The 16,674-nt window shown below is 65.4% G+C and carries 14 protein-coding genes; 3 read left to right on the forward strand and 11 right to left on the reverse strand.

Annotated features, from left to right (window positions below; genetic code table 11):
• Positions 1-196: 196 nt before the first annotated feature.
• The 6 genes from AC1DJB_RS17280 to AC1DJB_RS17305 all read right to left on the reverse strand — a co-directional run bounded on the left by AC1DJB_RS17280 (position 197) and on the right by AC1DJB_RS17305 (position 7,072).
• The gene (locus AC1DJB_RS17280; protein WP_306961324.1) at positions 197-1,201 is read right to left on the reverse strand and encodes a LacI family DNA-binding transcriptional regulator; all 1,005 of its coding nucleotides are present in this window, start codon (positions 1,199-1,201) and stop codon (positions 197-199) included.
• A 101-nt stretch (positions 1,202-1,302) separates the two neighbouring features.
• Entirely contained in the window at positions 1,303-1,920 is a 618-nt protein-coding gene (locus AC1DJB_RS17285; RefSeq protein WP_476910593.1) for a DUF5666 domain-containing protein, read from the reverse strand.
• Positions 1,921-2,106: 186 nt separating this feature from the next.
• Positions 2,107-3,615, reverse strand: a complete 1,509-nt coding sequence (gene gatB / locus AC1DJB_RS17290; protein WP_476910594.1) for an Asp-tRNA(Asn)/Glu-tRNA(Gln) amidotransferase subunit GatB — start codon at positions 3,613-3,615, stop codon at positions 2,107-2,109.
• The gene (gatA, locus tag AC1DJB_RS17295; protein WP_306961319.1) at positions 3,615-5,186 is read right to left on the reverse strand and encodes an Asp-tRNA(Asn)/Glu-tRNA(Gln) amidotransferase subunit GatA; all 1,572 of its coding nucleotides are present in this window, start codon (positions 5,184-5,186) and stop codon (positions 3,615-3,617) included. The genes gatB and gatA overlap by 1 nt, the downstream gene beginning before the upstream one ends.
• A 4-nt stretch (positions 5,187-5,190) precedes the next feature.
• Complete coding sequence (gatC, locus tag AC1DJB_RS17300; RefSeq protein WP_184736130.1) at positions 5,191-5,487, reverse strand: Asp-tRNA(Asn)/Glu-tRNA(Gln) amidotransferase subunit GatC; 297 nt, start codon at positions 5,485-5,487, stop codon at positions 5,191-5,193.
• Positions 5,488-5,623: 136 nt separating this feature from the next.
• Positions 5,624-7,072: a CitMHS family transporter gene (locus AC1DJB_RS17305; RefSeq protein WP_306961317.1), complete on the reverse strand. Its 1,449-nt coding sequence runs from the start codon at positions 7,070-7,072 to the stop codon at positions 5,624-5,626.
• 226 nt (positions 7,073-7,298) lie between these two features.
• On the opposite strand from AC1DJB_RS17305, the gene AC1DJB_RS17310 reads away from it, so the two are divergent.
• Both AC1DJB_RS17310 and AC1DJB_RS17315 read left to right on the forward strand, forming a co-directional pair.
• Positions 7,299-9,131: a sensor histidine kinase gene (locus AC1DJB_RS17310; RefSeq protein ID WP_476910595.1), complete on the forward strand. Its 1,833-nt coding sequence runs from the start codon at positions 7,299-7,301 to the stop codon at positions 9,129-9,131.
• Positions 9,128-9,802 (forward strand): response regulator, encoded by a 675-nt coding sequence (locus tag AC1DJB_RS17315; RefSeq protein WP_476910596.1) that lies wholly within the window; start codon positions 9,128-9,130, stop codon positions 9,800-9,802. Before AC1DJB_RS17310 ends, AC1DJB_RS17315 begins: the two co-directional genes overlap by 4 nt.
• Before the next feature lie 93 nt (positions 9,803-9,895).
• Here AC1DJB_RS17315 and AC1DJB_RS17320 read toward each other — a convergent pair whose 3' ends face one another.
• Both AC1DJB_RS17320 and AC1DJB_RS17325 read right to left on the reverse strand, forming a co-directional pair.
• A complete protein-coding gene (locus AC1DJB_RS17320) occupies positions 9,896-10,276 on the reverse strand; it encodes a RidA family protein (protein ID WP_284989773.1) in 381 nt (126 codons plus the stop codon).
• Positions 10,277-10,333: 57 nt separating this feature from the next.
• Positions 10,334-10,846, reverse strand: a complete 513-nt coding sequence (locus AC1DJB_RS17325; RefSeq protein ID WP_476910597.1) for a GNAT family N-acetyltransferase — start codon at positions 10,844-10,846, stop codon at positions 10,334-10,336.
• A gap of 516 nt (positions 10,847-11,362) precedes the next feature.
• Here AC1DJB_RS17325 and AC1DJB_RS17330 point away from each other — a divergent pair.
• Positions 11,363-12,718 carry an LLM class flavin-dependent oxidoreductase gene (locus AC1DJB_RS17330; protein ID WP_306961308.1) on the forward strand — a complete coding sequence of 452 codons (1,356 nt, stop codon included), beginning with the start codon at positions 11,363-11,365 and terminating at the stop codon, positions 12,716-12,718.
• 84 nt (positions 12,719-12,802) lie between these two features.
• On the opposite strand, the gene AC1DJB_RS17335 is transcribed toward AC1DJB_RS17330, so the two are convergent.
• Genes AC1DJB_RS17335 through AC1DJB_RS17345 form a run of 3 tightly spaced genes read right to left on the reverse strand, consistent with a single transcriptional unit; the run spans position 12,803 to position 16,579 of the window.
• Positions 12,803-13,630 (reverse strand): inositol monophosphatase family protein, encoded by an 828-nt coding sequence (locus AC1DJB_RS17335; RefSeq protein ID WP_307052598.1) that lies wholly within the window; start codon positions 13,628-13,630, stop codon positions 12,803-12,805.
• A complete protein-coding gene (ligA, locus tag AC1DJB_RS17340; RefSeq protein WP_441433487.1) occupies positions 13,627-15,903 on the reverse strand; it encodes an NAD-dependent DNA ligase LigA in 2,277 nt (758 codons plus the stop codon). The genes AC1DJB_RS17335 and ligA overlap by 4 nt, the downstream gene beginning before the upstream one ends.
• Positions 15,904-15,955: 52 nt before the next feature.
• Positions 15,956-16,579, reverse strand: coding sequence for a hypothetical protein (locus tag AC1DJB_RS17345; protein WP_441433488.1), 624 nt, complete (start codon positions 16,577-16,579; stop codon positions 15,956-15,958).
• Positions 16,580-16,674 lie beyond the last annotated feature (95 nt).

Consider the following 16,674-nt stretch of genomic DNA (forward strand, 5'->3'; position numbering starts at 1 on the left):
TGTGCAGTTGATCACATCATGTTAATCGTTTAATGGCAAGATTTCGAATGATCTTTTCTTAACTTTTTCGGGCACAAAACGTCACCAAAGTGCATGGAGGGCGGTTAGAGCGATCACCGGGCGCATGCCTCGACCTGCCAAAGGGACAGCCCCGGCTCACGCCGGGAGCGTCGGGTTTCTCATCGGAGGGTCGGATTCACGCCGAGGGCGCTGAGTCCCTCACGATGAGCTTCCACGGGAATTCCAGAATGCCGGCAGGCACATCGGGATTCTCTGCGCGGTCGAGCAGGAATGCGGCCAAGCCATCGAAAAAGCCCTCAGGACCAACGGTGGTCAACGACGGCGTCATGCGCTCGCCTTCCGTGGTGTTGCCGATCCCGATCACTTCGACGTCTTCCGGAATGCGGAGTTGCAGGCGTTGGGCCGCATGGATGGCTGCGATCGCGGCGAAGTCGGTGGTCGCATAGATCGCGGTCGGTCGGTCCGCACGCTGCAGGAGCCGAAACGCTGCGTCGAACGCGCTGAGTCCGTCGCGGTCATACGCCTCGACGTAGTCGTCCCGGTACTCCAAACCAGCCTTGGCAAGGCCGCGGGTGTAGGCACCCAAGCGGATGTCCAGGGTGCTCATCGACGGTGCTGAGGAGATCAGGCAAGCCACGCGGCGGTGCCGCGCGGTGAGGTGCTCCACTGCCAGATCGCACGACGAACCAACCACCGGCCGCACGACGTCGAATCCCTCAGGTTCCATGGTGTCGCTGAAGACCACCAGGCGCTGCAACCTTGCCGCCTGTGCCAGCAGTTCGACGTCGCCGGGCTCGTCGGCGCCGTCGATGAATGTCACGTCCGCGTTTTGCCGTTTGAGGGCCACCCGCCAGTCGGTATCGGCCAGGATCATCGGCGTAATGCCTCGTCGGGCCGCAGCCGTACCAACAGCGCGGCTCACATCCAATGCCCACGGATCCGAGATCATGGTGAGCGACAACATGAGCAGGTTCGTTCGTCCGGTGCGGATTGCCCGTGCCGATTGGTTGGGGCGATATCCGAGGGCGAGGGCAGCCTCTTGAACCCGAAGCACGGTAGCTGGTGCCACCCCGGAACCGCTCCTGCTGCCGTCTTTGCCGCTCCTGCCTGAAAGCACATAGGACACGGTCGCCGTCGAGACCCCGGCTGCCGCCGCCACGGACTTGATCGTGGGGCGCATTCGTCTCCTTCGTGGCTAAGCCGCCGGACCACGGGCGTGGTGCGGCGGTAGTAGCATCATAGCCAGACGAGCGGGGCGCGCAGGGTCAGCTCGAACAGCGTTCAGGAAGAGACGCTCCCGGAGCCCAACCGCCGTCCGCCATCACTGGGCGCAGCAGGCAAGGTACCTCCGATAATGCGGGTAGCCGTGACCGTGGTGCCGCTCTTCGTGCCGGAGACTGCGACGGTGTCGCCCGCTTTCAGGTCGGTGGCCTTGATGGTTTGGGGCGATGGCCGCCGGCCTTGCGTGCCCGTTCCGGAAGCGGGGAGCTTGACGATGGTGGTCGACGATGTGATCGCGTAGCTCTGCGTGAAGCCGTCATCGCTCTTGACGGAAATGCTCGAATCGCTGACGGACTGCACGGTGCCTCGCTGCGACACGAGCGTCGTGTAGCTGCCGTCCTTGTTCTTGACCGTGAACTCACCGTGGATCCCCGGACCTGCGATGCCGCGGGGAAGCACGGGGAACGGCCTGGCCTTGCCGGGCGACGGCGTGGCGGGCGACGTAGCCCCGGGCGACGGCGTGGCGGGCGACGCCGTACTTGTCGGCGTCGCGCTTACCACGTACGCGGGGATGATCTGGCCGGCAGCCCAGACTGCGGCCACACCACCGCCGCTCAAGACGACGGCAATACCGCCGGCGATGAGGGCCTTACGAACCCCCGGAGTCATGGTGGACATGGCCGAATCCTTTCTCCGCTCCTCCCCGGGCCGGTAAGGGGCGGGCAGCAAAGAACTGATGACTCCATGATGACGCTTGAAGCTGTGTGGGGGCTGTGGATCCAGACACAACTGAGTCGCAGTTGTTGTCGTTTTGACGGCTCAGAACGACATTAACTGCGACTCAGTTGGGTGAGGCGCGGGTGGTCAGCCTTCGACGCCGAGCCGCTCCAGGATCAGCTGCTTGACGCGGCCGGCGTCGGCCTGCCCTCGGGTGGCCTTCATGACTCCGCCGACGATCGCACCGATGGCCTGAACCTTGCCGCCGCGGATCTTCTCCGCAACGTCGGGCTGGGCCGCCAGTGCGGCGTCGATCGCTTCCAGCAGGGGGCCGTCGTCGGACACGACCGCGAGGCCGCGCTTCTCGACGATCTCGGCCGGGGTTCCTTCGCCGGCGAGGACGCCGTCGAGTACCTGGGAAGCCATCTTGTTGTTGATCTTGCCGCCCTCGACGAGCTTGTTGAGCTCCACGATGGTTTCCGGCGTGACGCCGAGTTCGGAAGGATCGACGTCGGCTGTCTTGGCGCGTCCGACGATCTCGCCCATCCACCACTTGCGGGCCACGGAGGCGCTGGCACCGGCGGCGATGGTCTCCTCGATGGAGTCCATGACGCCGGCGTTCACGACGTCGCGGAACTCGAGGTCCGAATAGCCCCAGTCGGCCTGGAGCCGCTTGCGGCGCGCCGCGGGCGGCTCGGGCAGCGTGGCGCGGAGTTCTTCGACCCATTCGCGGGATGCCAGGACCGGAACGAGGTCCGGCTCCGGGAAGTAGCGGTAGTCGTCGGCGTCGGACTTTGCGCGGCCCGACGTCGTCGTGCGCGTGTCCTCGTGCCAGTGGCGCGTTTCCTGGATGACCGGCTCGCCGGAGTCCAGGACGGCTGCGTGGCGCTGGATTTCGTAACGGACGGCGTGCTCGACGGCGCGCAGCGAGTTCACGTTCTTCGTTTCGGAACGGATGCCGAAACGTTCGCGGCCGTGCGGGCGCAGCGAGACGTTGGCGTCGCAGCGGACGTTGCCGCGTTCCATCTTGGCGTCGGAAACGCCGAGGTTCTTGACGATTTCGCGTACTGCGGCCACGTAGGCCTTGGCGAGCTCAGGTGCCCGGCTACCCGCGCCCTCGATCGGCTTGGTGACGATTTCGACGAGCGGAACACCGGAACGGTTGTAGTCCACCAACGAATAGTCGGCGCCCTGGATGCGACCGGTGGCGCCACCCATGTGGGTCAGCTTGCCGGCGTCCTCCTCCATGTGCGCGCGCTCGATCTCGACGCGGAACACAGTGCCGTCCGAGAGCTCGATGTCCAGGTAGCCGTCGTACGCGATGGGCTCGTCGTACTGGGACGTCTGGAAGTTCTTCGGGGTGTCCGGGTAGAAGTAGTTCTTCCGGGCGAAGCGGCAGGACTCGGCGATCTTGCAGTTCAGGGCAAGGCCGATCTTGATGGAAGACTCTACCGCCGTTTTGTTCACCACGGGCAGGACGCCGGGCATGCCAAGGTCAACCTCGTTGACGTTGGTGTTCGGCTCGTCGCCGAAGACATTCGGAGCGGAGGAGAACATCTTGGTCTTGGTGTTGAGCTCCACGTGGACCTCGAAGCCAAGGACGGGGTCGTACTTCTCCATGGCCTCTTCGAAGCTGAGGATGGCGTCGGTAGACATCAGTTGGAACCTCCGGCGGTGTTGAATGCGGTACCGAGACCTGCGTTTTTCAATTCAGGTGCCTTCGCCAACAGCGGGCCACCCCACTTCTCTTCAAGCAAGGATTCAAGGACAGCGCCCACGCGGTACAGGCGGGCGTCCTCGCGGGCAGGCGCCAGCAGCTGGATGCCTACGGGCAGGCCGTCTTCGTCGGCCAGGCCGCCAGGCAGGGACAAGCCCGGGATACCGGCCATGTTCGCCGGGATGGTGGCGACGTCGTTGAGGTACATGGCCAGCGGATCGTCCAGCTTCTCCCCCAGCTTGAAGGCCGTCGTGGGAGCCGTCGGCGAAATCAGGACGTCGGCCTGCGCGAACGCGGCGTCGAAGTCGCGCTGGATCAGCGTGCGGACCTTCTGCGCCGAACCGTAGTAGGCGTCGTAGTAGCCGGCGCTCAGGGCGTAGGTGCCCAGGATGATGCGGCGCTTGACCTCATCGCCGAAACCGGCGGCGCGAGTGGCACCCATGACACGTTCGATCGTCATGGGACCGTCCTTGGGCAGGACACGCAAGCCGTAGCGGACGCCGTCGAACTTGGCCAGGTTGCTCGAAACCTCGGACGGCATGATCAGGTAGTAGGCGCCCAGCGCGTACTTGAAGTTGGGGCAGGAAACCTCGACGATTTCCGCGCCGGCCTCCTTGAGCAGCTCAAGGGACTCGTTGAAACGGTTCTCGACGCCGGCCTGGTAGCCCTCGCCGTGGAGTTCCTTGACGATGCCGATCTTCATGCCCGTGACGTTGCCCGTCTTGGCTGCGGCAACGAGCGTGTCGAAGGGGTCCGTCAGCGAGGTGGAGTCGAAGGGGTCGTGTCCGCCGATGACTTCCTGCAGCAGGGCCGAGTCCAGCACGGTCCGCGAAACCGGGCCGATCTGGTCCAGCGACGACGCCATGGCTATAGCGCCGTAGCGGGAAACGGCACCGTAGGTGGGCTTCATGCCGACCGTGCCGGTGACGGCGCCAGGCTGGCGGATGGATCCGCCGGTGTCCGTGCCGAGGGCCAGCGGAGCTTCGAAGGCCGCGACGGCGGCCGCGGAGCCACCGCCCGAGCCGCCGGGGATGCGGTCCAGGTCCCACGGGTTGCGGGTGGGGCCGTACGCCGAGTGTTCCGTGGAGGAACCCATGGCGAATTCGTCCAGGTTGGTCTTGCCCAGGATGGGCATCTTCGCTGCGCGCAGCTTCTTGATGACGGTGGCGTCGTAGGGGCTGTGCCAGCCCTCAAGGATCTTCGAGCCGGCCGTGGTGGGCTGGCCGATGGTGACGATGAGGTCCTTGACGGCGATGGGTACGCCGGCGAGTTCGTGCAGCGCTTCGGCTTCGGCACCTCCGGCGGCGCGTATCGCGTCCACCTCGGCGGCGACGGCGAGCGCCTCTTCAGCGTTGACGTGCAGGAATGCGTTGACTTGCCCGTCAACGTCGGCAATCCGGTCCAAGTACGCCTGGGTGACCTCGACCGACGTGACCTCGCGCGCGGCCAGCTTGGCGGCCAGCTGAGCCGCGGACAGGCGGATGAGTTCGGAGTTGTTCAATTCAGTCATTCGCTTAGTCCTCATCCAGGATTGCCGGAACCTTGAAGCGGCCCTCGAAGGAATCCGGAGCCCCGGACAGCGCCTGTTCGGCCGTGAACGTGTGGCCCACAACGTCTTCGCGGAACACGTTGTTCAACGGAATCGGGTGGGACGTAGCCGGGACATCGTCCCCGGCGGCTTCGCTGACGGACTTCACCGAATCGACGATGACGGCGAGCTCGCCCGCCATCCTGTCCAGCTCTTCGGCACTCATTTCAATGTGAGCCAGACGCGCAAGATGCGCGACGTCGTCACGGTTGATCGCAGCCATGGATCTCCCCTGCAAAGTTCAAATGGTTTTCCGGACTAGTCTACGTGGGTTGGACGACGAACAACGCGGGGTCACTTACGGCCCATCCGGAGGTCCCGAATGGGCCGTAAGTGACCCCGCGTTGCTGGGTGCTTTGTTACCCGATGCCGATGGCTCCCGTCAGCATGCCCACTGCGAGCATGACGACCGAGATGACCGCCGTGCGCCACAGGACCTTCTTGTGGTGGTCGCCCAGTTCCACCTTGGCAAGCGAGACGAGCAACAGGATCGCGGGGACCAAGGGGCTCTGGAGGTGGAAAGGCTGGCCGGTGATGGAGGCCCGGGCCATTTCCGCGCCGCTGATGCCGTAGTGCGCGGCGGTTTCACTCAGGACCGGCAGGACGCCGAAGTAGAAGGCGTCGTTGCTCATGAAGAACGTCATGGGGATGCTGAGCAGGCCGGTGATGACGCCCATGAACGGACCCATCTCGGCGGGGATGATGTGGACCAGCCACGCGGACATTTCCTTGACCATGCCCGTGCCGTTGAGGACACCCGTGAGGACAGCCGCCGCCATGACCATGCTGACCACCGCCACGATGGACGGTGCGTGGGCCACCAACTGCGCGCCTTGTTCCTTGACCTTCGGGAAGTTCACCAGCAGGGCAATCGCGGAGCCCACCATGAAGACGTAGGGCAGCGGCACAAGGTTGGCCACGAGCATGACCATCACGGCGACGGTGAGGCCGAGGTTGAACCAGAAGAGCTTCGGGCGCAGGGTCTTGCGGTGGGGATCGAGTGCGGTGTCGGTCAAGCCGATGTCGGCGAGGTCAACCAAGGTTTCGGTGCGTTCCAGGACCACGACGCCGGAACCTCCGCCGGTGCCAGTCCCGCCGCGGCCCGAGGATCCTGTGCCGCCAGCGCCGCGGCGCGTGCCGCCGTCGAACACGTCCCCTGCGTCGGCGACGTCGCCCCAGATCTCGGGGGCCGTGGCGCGGAGGCGGTTGCGTTCCTGCAGGCCCAGGAGCCAGGAGAACACGAAGACGACGACGAGGCCGGCGATGAGGGACGGGACCATCGGAACAAACACGTCGTTGACGTCGATCTTGAGGGCTGTGGCTGCGCGGGCAGTGGGACCACCCCACGGCAGGATGTTCATGGTGCCGTTGGCGAGGCCGGCCACACAGGTCAGGACCACGGGGCTCATCTTCAAACGGAGGTAGACAGGCAGCATCGCCGCGGTGGTGAGGATGAAGGTGGTGGAGCCGTCGCCGTCGAGCGATACAGCGGCCGCGAGGATGGCGGTACCCAGAACCACTTTGGCGGGGTCGTTGCCCAGCTTGCGGAGAATGAACTTCACCAACGGGTCGAACAGTCCGACGTCGATCATGAGTCCGAAGTAAACGATCGCGAACATCAGGAGTGCGGCCGTGGACGTCATGGACTTCATCGAATCCATAACCATTGGCCCGATGCCAAGACCGGCACCGGCAAACAGGCCGAAGATGGTGGGAACGATGATCAGCGCCAGAACGGGCGTCAACTTCTTTGTCATGATCAGGATCATGAACACCGCAATCATTGCGAATCCAAGCAATACCAGCACAGCCGGCTCCTTACTACAGTGAACGGCATCACGTCGATGTGATGCGCGATACAGAACCTATAGTGGCGACGCTCACAGCAAGGCGTTTGTGGGATTTGATGGACATACTGCTGATTGAGAGCATTTTGCTCATTGTGCTCAGTGCTTCAATGGAGAGGTAGACGTAGAAGTACAGCGCCGCTGCTGCCCCGCTCCAGCCGGCCAATCCCCGCCGGAAGGAGGCAGCATGCCCAAGCTTGCCCTGCGGTTCTCGACGCAGACCCTGCTCTTGCAACTGGGGGTCGTTCTCTTGGTCGTGCTGCTTAGCGGCACCGTGCATGCGTGGCTCGTCTATGGGCGGATCGGGACGGAGGCGGAGAACCAGGCGCTGACTTTGGCACGCACCGTGGCTTCGGATCCCGCGCTCCGTTCCCAGGTCCAAGCCATCAGCAACGAGCCGGGAACGCCGCCTCCCGCAGTGCTCGCGGCCGGCCCCATCCAGGCTGCTGCCGAGGCTGCCAGGAGCCGCACTGGTGCTTTGTTCGTGGTGGTCACGGACGAGACCGGCTTGCGGCTTGCCCACCCGGACTTGGTCCGGCTGGGCGAACGGGTCAGCACGGATCCCTCGGATGCGCTGTCGGGGAAGGAAGTCACCACCCGGAACACAGGCACTCTGGGACCGTCCGCGGGTGCCAAGGTCCCGGTCTTCGCTCCGGGTTCCGCAGGGACGGGTTCCGCAGCCACGGTGGTGGGCGAAGTCAGTGTGGGCTATTCGATGGAGTCGCTCAGCCAGAGCCTTGCCAAGGACATCGTCCCGATTGCCGTGACCGCGGCAGGCTCCCTGGTTGCCGGGGTTCTGGCGTCATTCCTCCTCCGCCGCCGATTGCAACGCCTGACGTTGGGCCTCGAACCCGAAGAAATCAGCACCCTGGTTCATGACCAGGTTGCCGTGCTTCAAGGAGTGGACGACGGCGTGATCGGCATTTCCGCCGATGGCCGCATCACGGTCTTCAATGCCGCGGCCAGGCGGCTGCTCGGCATGCCGGAAGGCGCGGGAACTCCCGGCTCCCCTGCCGCGGCGGGCTCGGACTGGTCCGGCACGGACTTGGCGGGCACCGATTGGGAGAATGCCCCCGTCCCCGCGCAGCTCAAAGCCCTCACGCAACCCTCTGCGCACGACGCCGAAGCCGTGGAAATCGTCGCGGGCGGGCGGGTCTTGGTTGCCAACGCCCGCAAGGCGCTGCACCGCAAAGAGGATCTCGGCTGGGTGGTCATGCTCAGGGACCGCACCGAGCTGCAGCAGCTGACGCGCCAGCTCGACGCCGTGGGCACCATGTCCGCCGCGCTTCGGGCCCAGCGCCACGAATTCGCGAACCAGCTCCATACGATCGCCGGATTCATGAGCATCGGCCAGCACGGCCAGGCCAAGGACTACCTCGCCAGGATCTCCGCCACCGGCCCACTGAAGTTTCCCGTGCAGCAAGCCGAACTCCTCCAGGATCCCTATCTGCAGGCGTTCGTCGGCGCGAAGAGCGTGGAAGCGGACGAGCGAGGGGTGGCGTTGCGGATCGGCCCGGAGACGCTGGTGCGGGAGCACGTCACCGAGCCACAGGACGTCACCACCGTGCTTGGCAACCTGATCGACAACGCCGTCAATGCCGCCGTCGCCGGCTCTTCGACGCAACGCTGGGTGGAGCTTGAGCTGCTCGACGAACCAGGGCCCGACGGCGGCACGCTGCACATCGTCGTCGCGGACTCCGGCGACGGCCTCGGCGGTGTCGAGCCCGAAAGGGTTTTCGTGGAGGGGTTCACGACGGCGGAACCCGCCGAAGGCGTCATCGCCAGGGCAGGCGGGCAGGGACTCGGGCTCGCGCTGGTCCGGCAACTCGCCCGGCGTCGCGGTGGCGACGTGCGCGTCCTGGACCCCGGCTCGTCCGGCGGCCCGGGCGCCGTCTTCATGGCCACGATGCCGGGGGTTACCGGCAAGCCGGGCGATGCCTCATTGGCAGAATCCTCCGCGGCAGCCGAACCACCCGCAGCTGAACCACCCGCAGCCGAACGCAAGGAAGGACACCAATGAGCGAAGACTTCAGGGTGTTGATTGTGGATGACGACTTCCACGTCGCCAAGCTCCATGCCGCCTACGTGGACTCCGTGGCCGGTTTCCTGGCCCTGGCCCCGGTGGGTTCGACCGCGCAGGCACTGCAGTCCGTGCATAGCCTTCGGCCGGAGCTCGTGTTGCTGGATGTCTACCTGCCGGACGGTTCGGGCCTGGATCTCCTAGGGCAACTCGATGTGGATGCCATGATGCTGACCGCGGCTTCCGACGCCGTGTCCATCAGGACAGCCCTCCGGCGGGGTGCCTTGGCATACCTGCTCAAACCGTTCACCGCTGAATCGCTGTCGCAGCAATTGCGCTCCTATGCCAGATACCGGCGGATCCTGGGCCGGCAGCATGCGGTGGACCAGGACACAATCGAACGGGCCAAGCGGGCGCTCGTCGCGGGGGACGTGGCGCCGTCGGGAAAGCCGCGATCGGCGACCGAAGCATCGGTACTGGAATCCTTGGCGCCGGGGGAACAATACTCGGCCACGGAAGTAGCGGAACGGGTGGGCGTCTCACGCGCCACGGCGCAACGGTACCTGTCCTCGCTGGCCGACGATGGCGCCGTCGAAATCCAACTGCGCTACGGCAGCACCGGCCGCCCGGAACACCGCTACGGCGTCCCCGCGCGACTCTCCCCCAACTGACTCGCCCACCCAAGTAGTTCCCACCCAACTGACTCGCAGTAAGTGTCGTTATGAGGCGTCAAAACGACACTTACTGCTAGTGAGTTGGGCTGTTCAGGCGCTCTTCTGGGCTACCAGTTCGATTTCGACCAGCATCTCCGGGTCGAGGAACGGCAGGACGTGGACCAGGGAAAGGGTGGGCCGGATCTCGCCGAACACCTCGCCGTGCGCGCGCCCGGCGTCTTCCCATTTGGTGATGTCGGTCAGGTAGAGCTTGGACTGCACGACGTCCTCGTAGTCGAAGCCGGCGTCGGCCAGGACCGCACCCAGCTTTTCGAGGATGTATTTGGTCTGCGAGTAGAAGTCGTCACCGACGATGCCATCAGGTCCCGACGCCGCCGTGGCCGAAATGAAGAGCGTGTTGTCCACCTGGACCGCTCGGGAGTATCCAAGTGCCTGTTCCCAGACCGAGCCCGTGCCGAATGTCTTGCGCATGCCGCGCCTTTCTCAGTTTCCGCACCCGGCCCGATGACCGGGGTTTACGAGGAAACTTTATGGCTGACGCACATCCTGCCGATAAACGAACAGTTTTATGTCGGTCCCGGGTACGAACCAATCCCGCTCCGGTTCGCGCTCGAATCCGGTTTTGGCGTAGAGGGCGTTGGCGCTTTCCCACGTGGCGCCTGTCGTGAGGGAGACGGCGTTGATGCCTTCCATGGAGCGGGCTTGGTCGACGACGGCCTGGACCAGTGCCCGTCCTGCGCCGGAGCGCTGAACCTCCGGATCAACCACCAAGGTACGCATTTCGAGTTCGTCCGGAAGGCCGATGTCCGAGAAGTCGCCTCCGGCCTTCGCCGACGTGACGGATCCGATAACCTGGCCGTCGCGTTCGGCGACGAAAACGTCGGCGTACCGGGCGCGGCCGGCCACGTCGCGCAGCTTCTCCAGGTATGGGTGGTCCGGGCTGCCGTAGTAACCAGCGGTCACGTAAGACGACATCGTGATACGGGCTACGGCGTCGTAGTCTTCGGGCAGGGCGGGTCGGACGGTAATCTGCGAATGCACTGATCCATGGTAGTCGCGCCCGAGGTGCCCGGGGTGCCAAAGCGGTGTTTCCGTGACCGAACTATCACCCGGGGCCTAACGCCCGCTCAGATACAAGGCCGTTCCACCCAACGCTCGCTCACTTAAGTGAGCGAGCGTCGGCGGGAAACCCCACATAAGTGAGCGAGCGTCTTAAAGTACGACGGCGGTGGGCGGCTTTGCGTCGTCCCGCCAGCCTCGGACGCCCGCTCAGATATCCACCCCAATCCCCCAACGCCGGCTCAGATATAGGTGAGCGAGCGTCGGGGGAAACCCCCAACGCCCGCTCAGATATGTGAGCGAGCGTCGGCGAGAAACCCCACATAAGTGAGCGAGCGTCGGAGGCCGCTCAAACATTGCTTCGCGTGGCGCCAGATTGAGTCCGGTTTCCGGCTGTGAAGCCCGGTTTCCTGCTGTTGCGGGAAGGTTTCGCGACGCTGGCGCGGGGCGGTTGTCTCGTGGTTGATTGGCGGCCAGGAGACAACGAAAGGAACACAGATGAGCCCCCAGCAACGCACACTCCACCTCAACGCATTCCTCATGAGCACCGGACACCACGAGGCTTCGTGGCGGCTGCCGGAAAGCAACCCGCGCGCCAGCACCGACATCCGGCACTACCAAAACCTCGCACGGATCGCAGAGCGCGGCACGTTCGACTCCATCTTCTTCGCAGACTCCCCCGTGATCTTCGGCGACGTCGGACGCCGTCCCGCGGGCAAGCTGGAACCGACGGTGCTGCTCACAGCGATTGCGGCTGCCACCGAGAAAATCGGCCTCATCGCCACGGCGTCCACCACGTATAACGATCCCTTCAACCTGGCTAGGCGCTTCGCCTCGGTGGACTTCGTCAGCGGCGGACGGGCCGGCTGGAATGTGGTGACAACAGCCGGACCGGAAGCCGCCCGGAACTTCGGCATCGACGATCAGCCCGCCCATGCCGCCCGCTATGAACGAGCGGCCGAGTTCCTGGAGGTGGCCGCCAAGCTCTGGGACAGCTGGGAGGACGACGCGGTCATTGCCGACAAGGAAGCTGGCGTCTGGGCAGACTCAACCAAGGTCCGGCCCATCAACCACGTGGGCAAGCATTTCCGGGTCCGCGGACCGCTCAACGTGCCGCGCTCCCCCCAAGGCCATCCCTTGATTGTCCAGGCCGGTTCCTCCGAGAACGGCAAGGGCCTGGCCGCCAGGTACGCCGAGGCCGTGTTCACGGCCCAGCAAACCCTGGAAGATGCCCAGGCGTTCTACGGAGACCTCAAGGCCCGGACGGTCGCGCTTGGCCGGGCGGCCGAGAGCATCAAGATCCTGCCGGGTATTGTCCCGGTGATCGCCTCCACGCATGCCGAAGCGCTGCGCCTGGAACGCGAACTGGATGAGCTGATCCGGCCCGAATACGCGAGGGCCGAGCTGGCCAAGACGCTCCGCGTGAACCCAGAGGACCTGCCCCTCGACCGCCAACTTCCCGCCGATCTTCCGGACGAGGACTCGATCGAAGGCGCAAAGAGCCGCTACACCCTCATTGTGGAGCTTGCCCGCCGCGAGAAACTCACGGTACGCCAACTGATCGGCAGGCTGGGAGGAGGCCGCGGCCACCTGACTTTCGCGGGAACGCCGGAGCAAGTGGCCGACGCGATCCAACTATGGTTCGAAAACGGCGCGGCCGACGGCTTCAACATCATGCCGGCCGTTCTACCGTCGGGTCTCGAAACCTTTGTTGACCGCGTGGTGCCGGTGCTGCGCCACCGGGGGCTGTTCCGCACCGAATACACGGGCAGCACGCTGCGGGACCACTACGGCCTGGACCGCCCGGCGAACCGCTTCTCGGAGCTTGGGTCGCTCGCCGCGGCCGGGGCCTAACGACGAAGGGTCCAGACGCGCAGCCAGGCACAAAGCCCCGACGACGGCGGTCATCCCGCGTCGTCGGGGCCAAGGTGAAAGGCCTTAGAGCGGGAACTTGCCCGAGAGCTCGAGGGTTCCCGCGCAGGTCCACGCTTCCAAACGATCCGCATCCGTGGGGCCGCCATCCAGGGGGCTGGCCAGCCGTGGGCGGCGGACCCAGCATCCGGCCTCCTCAGCGATCAACGCACCAGCCGCGTAGTCGTGTTCGTTGAGCCCGCGTTCTCCGAAGGCGTCGTGCGTTCCATCCGCCACGAGGCAGAGATCCAATGCGGCGGAGCCGAGCCGCCGGAGATCGGCGAAGCCTTCCATGAGGTTCCCGAGACCGGCGAACTGCTCAGCCCTCGTGGCGGGATCGTAGCTGAACCCGGAGGCCACAATCAGTCCCGTCCGGCCCAGGAGCGGTCCGCTCAGCTGGGTGCGCTGCCCGTTCTCTTCAAGCCAGGCCCCATGGCCGCGTGCCGCCGAGTAGATGCGTCCCAGCGCGGGGGCGTTGACGACGCCGGCCAGCCAGACGCCGTCGGCATCCGCAACGGCCACGGACGTGGCGTAGTAGACGATGTTCCGGATGAAGTTGGTGGTGCCGTCCAAAGGATCGATGGACCATCGGTAGCCGCTGGGCTGCTCCGGCCGGGTGGTGCCATGTTCCTCGCCCGTGATGGTGTCGTGCGGGCGTGCTGCCGTAATTGCGTCCCGCACAGCGTTCTCCGCCGCGACGTCGAAGGCCGTCACCCAGTCGCCGGCGTCGCCCTTGTTCACGACGCCGAGGTTCCGCGCCGAGCCGGGGCCGGCTGGCCGGGCGGCGAGCACCTCCGCTCCTGCCGCCGCCGCCACGCGGGCAACAGCGAGAAGCTCCAAGACATCGGCCGTCATTCGGCAGCGTCCACTTCCGCCGCCGCAGCGCCCGCCAGGGCAACGGCTGCGTCTTCATCATCCGGAGCCGTGCCGCCGGCGGGTTCCAGGACGCCGTCGAGCAATGCCTTGAAGCCGTCCTCGTCCAGTACCCGGATGCCGAGTTGCTCAGCCTTGTCCAGCTTGGAGCCTGCGTTCTCGCCGGCCACGACGTAACTGGTGTTCTTGGAAACCGAGCCCGCCGCTTTGCCGCCCCTGATGATGATGGCTTCCTTGGCTTCGTCCCGGCTTAGGGTGGGCAAGGAGCCTGTCACCACGATGGTGAGGCCTTCCAGGTTCCGCTGGATGCCGGCGTCGCGCTCGTCAACCATGCGCACCCCGGCAGCTGCCCAGCTATCCACGATTTCCTGGTGCCAGTCAACGGCGAACCATTCCTTGAGTGCCGCGGCGATGGTCGGTCCCACCCCGTCAACGTTGGCCAGTTCCTCCTCGGAGGCGGCCCGGATGGCGTCCATGCTCCCGAGGGCCGTGGCCAGGGCACGGGACGCAGTGGGGCCGACGTGCCGGATGGAAAGGGCAACCAGGACGCGCCAGAGAGGTTGCGTCTTGGCTTTCTCAAGTTCCTTGAACAGTTTCTCGGTGGTGGCGGTGGGTTTGGAAGGGGTCTTGGCGGTGGCCTTGGAATAGAAGTAGGGCACCAATTCGAACGTTCCCGTGCCCACGCCTTTGGAGCGCTTCTCGCGGTGGATGCGGACGTCGGCGAGGTCCTCCGGCGTGAGGCTGAACAAGGCCGCCTCGCTGCGCAGGGGCGGAGTTTCCGGTTCCGCAGGCTGGGTGAGTGCGATGGCTGCCTCCCACCCGAGAGCCTCGATGTCGAAGGCTCCCCTGCTCGCGACGTGGAAGACACGCTCGCGCAGCTGGGAGGGGCACGACTTCGCGTTGGGGCAGCGGATATCGACGTCGCCCTCCTTCGCCGGAGCAAGGGGCGTGTGACAGGAGGGGCATTCCGTGGGCATCACGAACTCGCGCACAGGAGGATCCTGCTGATCGCGCAGCGCCAATACCGGCCCGACGATCTCAGGAATGACGTCTCCGGCCTTCCGGAGAATCACGATGTCGCCGATCATGACGCCCTTGGCCTTGACCACGTCCTGGTTGTGCAGGGTGGCCATCTCCACAGTGGATCCGGCCACTTTGACCGGTTCCATTACCCCGTAGGGAGTGACGCGGCCGGTGCGGCCGACGTTGACTTGGATGTCCAGCAGCTTGGTGTGGACTTCCTCCGGCGGGTATTTGTAGGCAACGGCCCATCGCGGCACGCGCGAGGTGTAACCGAGGGCACGCTGCGTGGCGAAGTCGTCGATTTTGACCACGATGCCGTCGATCTCGTGCAGGAGGTCGTGCCGGTGTTCGCCGAAGTGCTTGATGAAGTCGAGGACCTCCTCGAAGGAGTCCAGGACCTTCAGGTAGGGGCTGACCGGCAAGCCCCATTCCTCCAGCAGCTTGTACGTTTCCGACTGGCTCGTGGAGTCGAGGCCTTCGCGTGCCCCGATGCCGTGGACGAACATCCGCAACGGACGCTTGGCGGTTTCCGCGGGGTCTTTCTGGCGCAGGGAGCCGGCCGCGGCGTTGCGGGGGTTGGCCAACGGCGCCTTGCCGGACTCGATCAGCGCTTCGTTGAATTCGGCGAATGCCTTGGACGGAATGAAGACTTCGCCCCGGATTTCCACCTCGGACGGATATCCGCTGCCGCTGAGCTGGCGCGGGATCTCCTTGATGGTGAGCACGTTGTGGGTGATGTCCTCGCCCGTGGTGCCGTCTCCGCGCGTGGCGGCACGGACCAGCTTGCCGTCGCGGTACAGCAGGTTCACTGCCAGGCCGTCGATCTTCAGCTCCGTCAGCCACGCAATGCGGGAAGCCGCCGTGCCCAGCTTTTCGACCGAAGCCTCGGCCTTGCGGACCCACGCTTCCAACTCGTCGAGCGAGAAGACGTCCTCCAGGCTGTACATCCTCTGGAGGTGCTCGACGGCGGCGAAAGCAGCCGACACCTCGCCGCCTACTTCCTGTGTGGGCGAATCGTTGGACACGAGCTCGGGATGCAGGGCCTCGAGCTCCTCGAGGCGGCGGTACAGGGAGTCGAACTCGGCATCCGAAACCGTCGGCGCATCTTCCTGGTAGTACGCGTAGCGGTACTTGCGGACGAGGTCTGCGAGGTTTTCGTACTCTTCCCGTACGGCTTCCGTTGGAACTGCGGTTTCGCTCTCTGCTGTGCTCACGTACCTATCTTGCCGCAAAGCCGCGACAAAATACGGCCCCCGGACGGGAAGCAGGAATCACAAGCGGGTATCAGTGCGTAAAGCGGTGGCGGCTCCACAAGGCGAAGGCAATGCCTCCGGCCGCCACCAAAAGCACGCCGCCCATGATCGCGATCACGGCGAACATGTCCGAGCCCGGTCCTTTGGTGCCGCTCACCGAGGCAGCTTGCGTGGCCTTGAGCCCGTCCTGGATGGGGGTATTCCAATTGGACGATGCCGACGGCGAGGCGCTCGCCGTCGGGCTGTTCGACGGGGTCGCCGGGCTGGAGGCGACAGAAGCCTCCGACGGCGCCACGCTGGGTTCCGGTTCCACGGTCACCTGAGTCATGGGGGCCGGTTCGGGCGCGGCGGGCGCGGGCGCCACCGGGGCTGGTGCCGGGGCCACCGGCACGACGACGGGTGGCTTGGAGGGCGCCGGGTCCACGATTATCGGCTGGGTTGGCGTGGGCTCGGTTGGTGCCGGGTCCGGGGCCGGGGTCGGGGCAGTGGTCGATTGGCTATTCTGAGGAGCCAGAGTGGTCTCGGCATGGGCCGAAAGCAACGGGAAGGCGCACATCACCACGGCCATGGCAATGCCCGCGAAGGCAACGGAGAACGGGCGTCGCACGGCGGCACGGGTCGCGCCGCCAGAGCGCGCTGAGGAGCGTTGGGTCATGTTTACCTCTGCAGGACGGCACGGGCCGCCCGGAGTTGGGGTGGTATTGACCGGAATCTTCCTACATAGTCCGGGCATGTCGCAAATCCCGTTCC

This window comes from Arthrobacter sp. 01T428 (genome assembly GCF_056398685.1).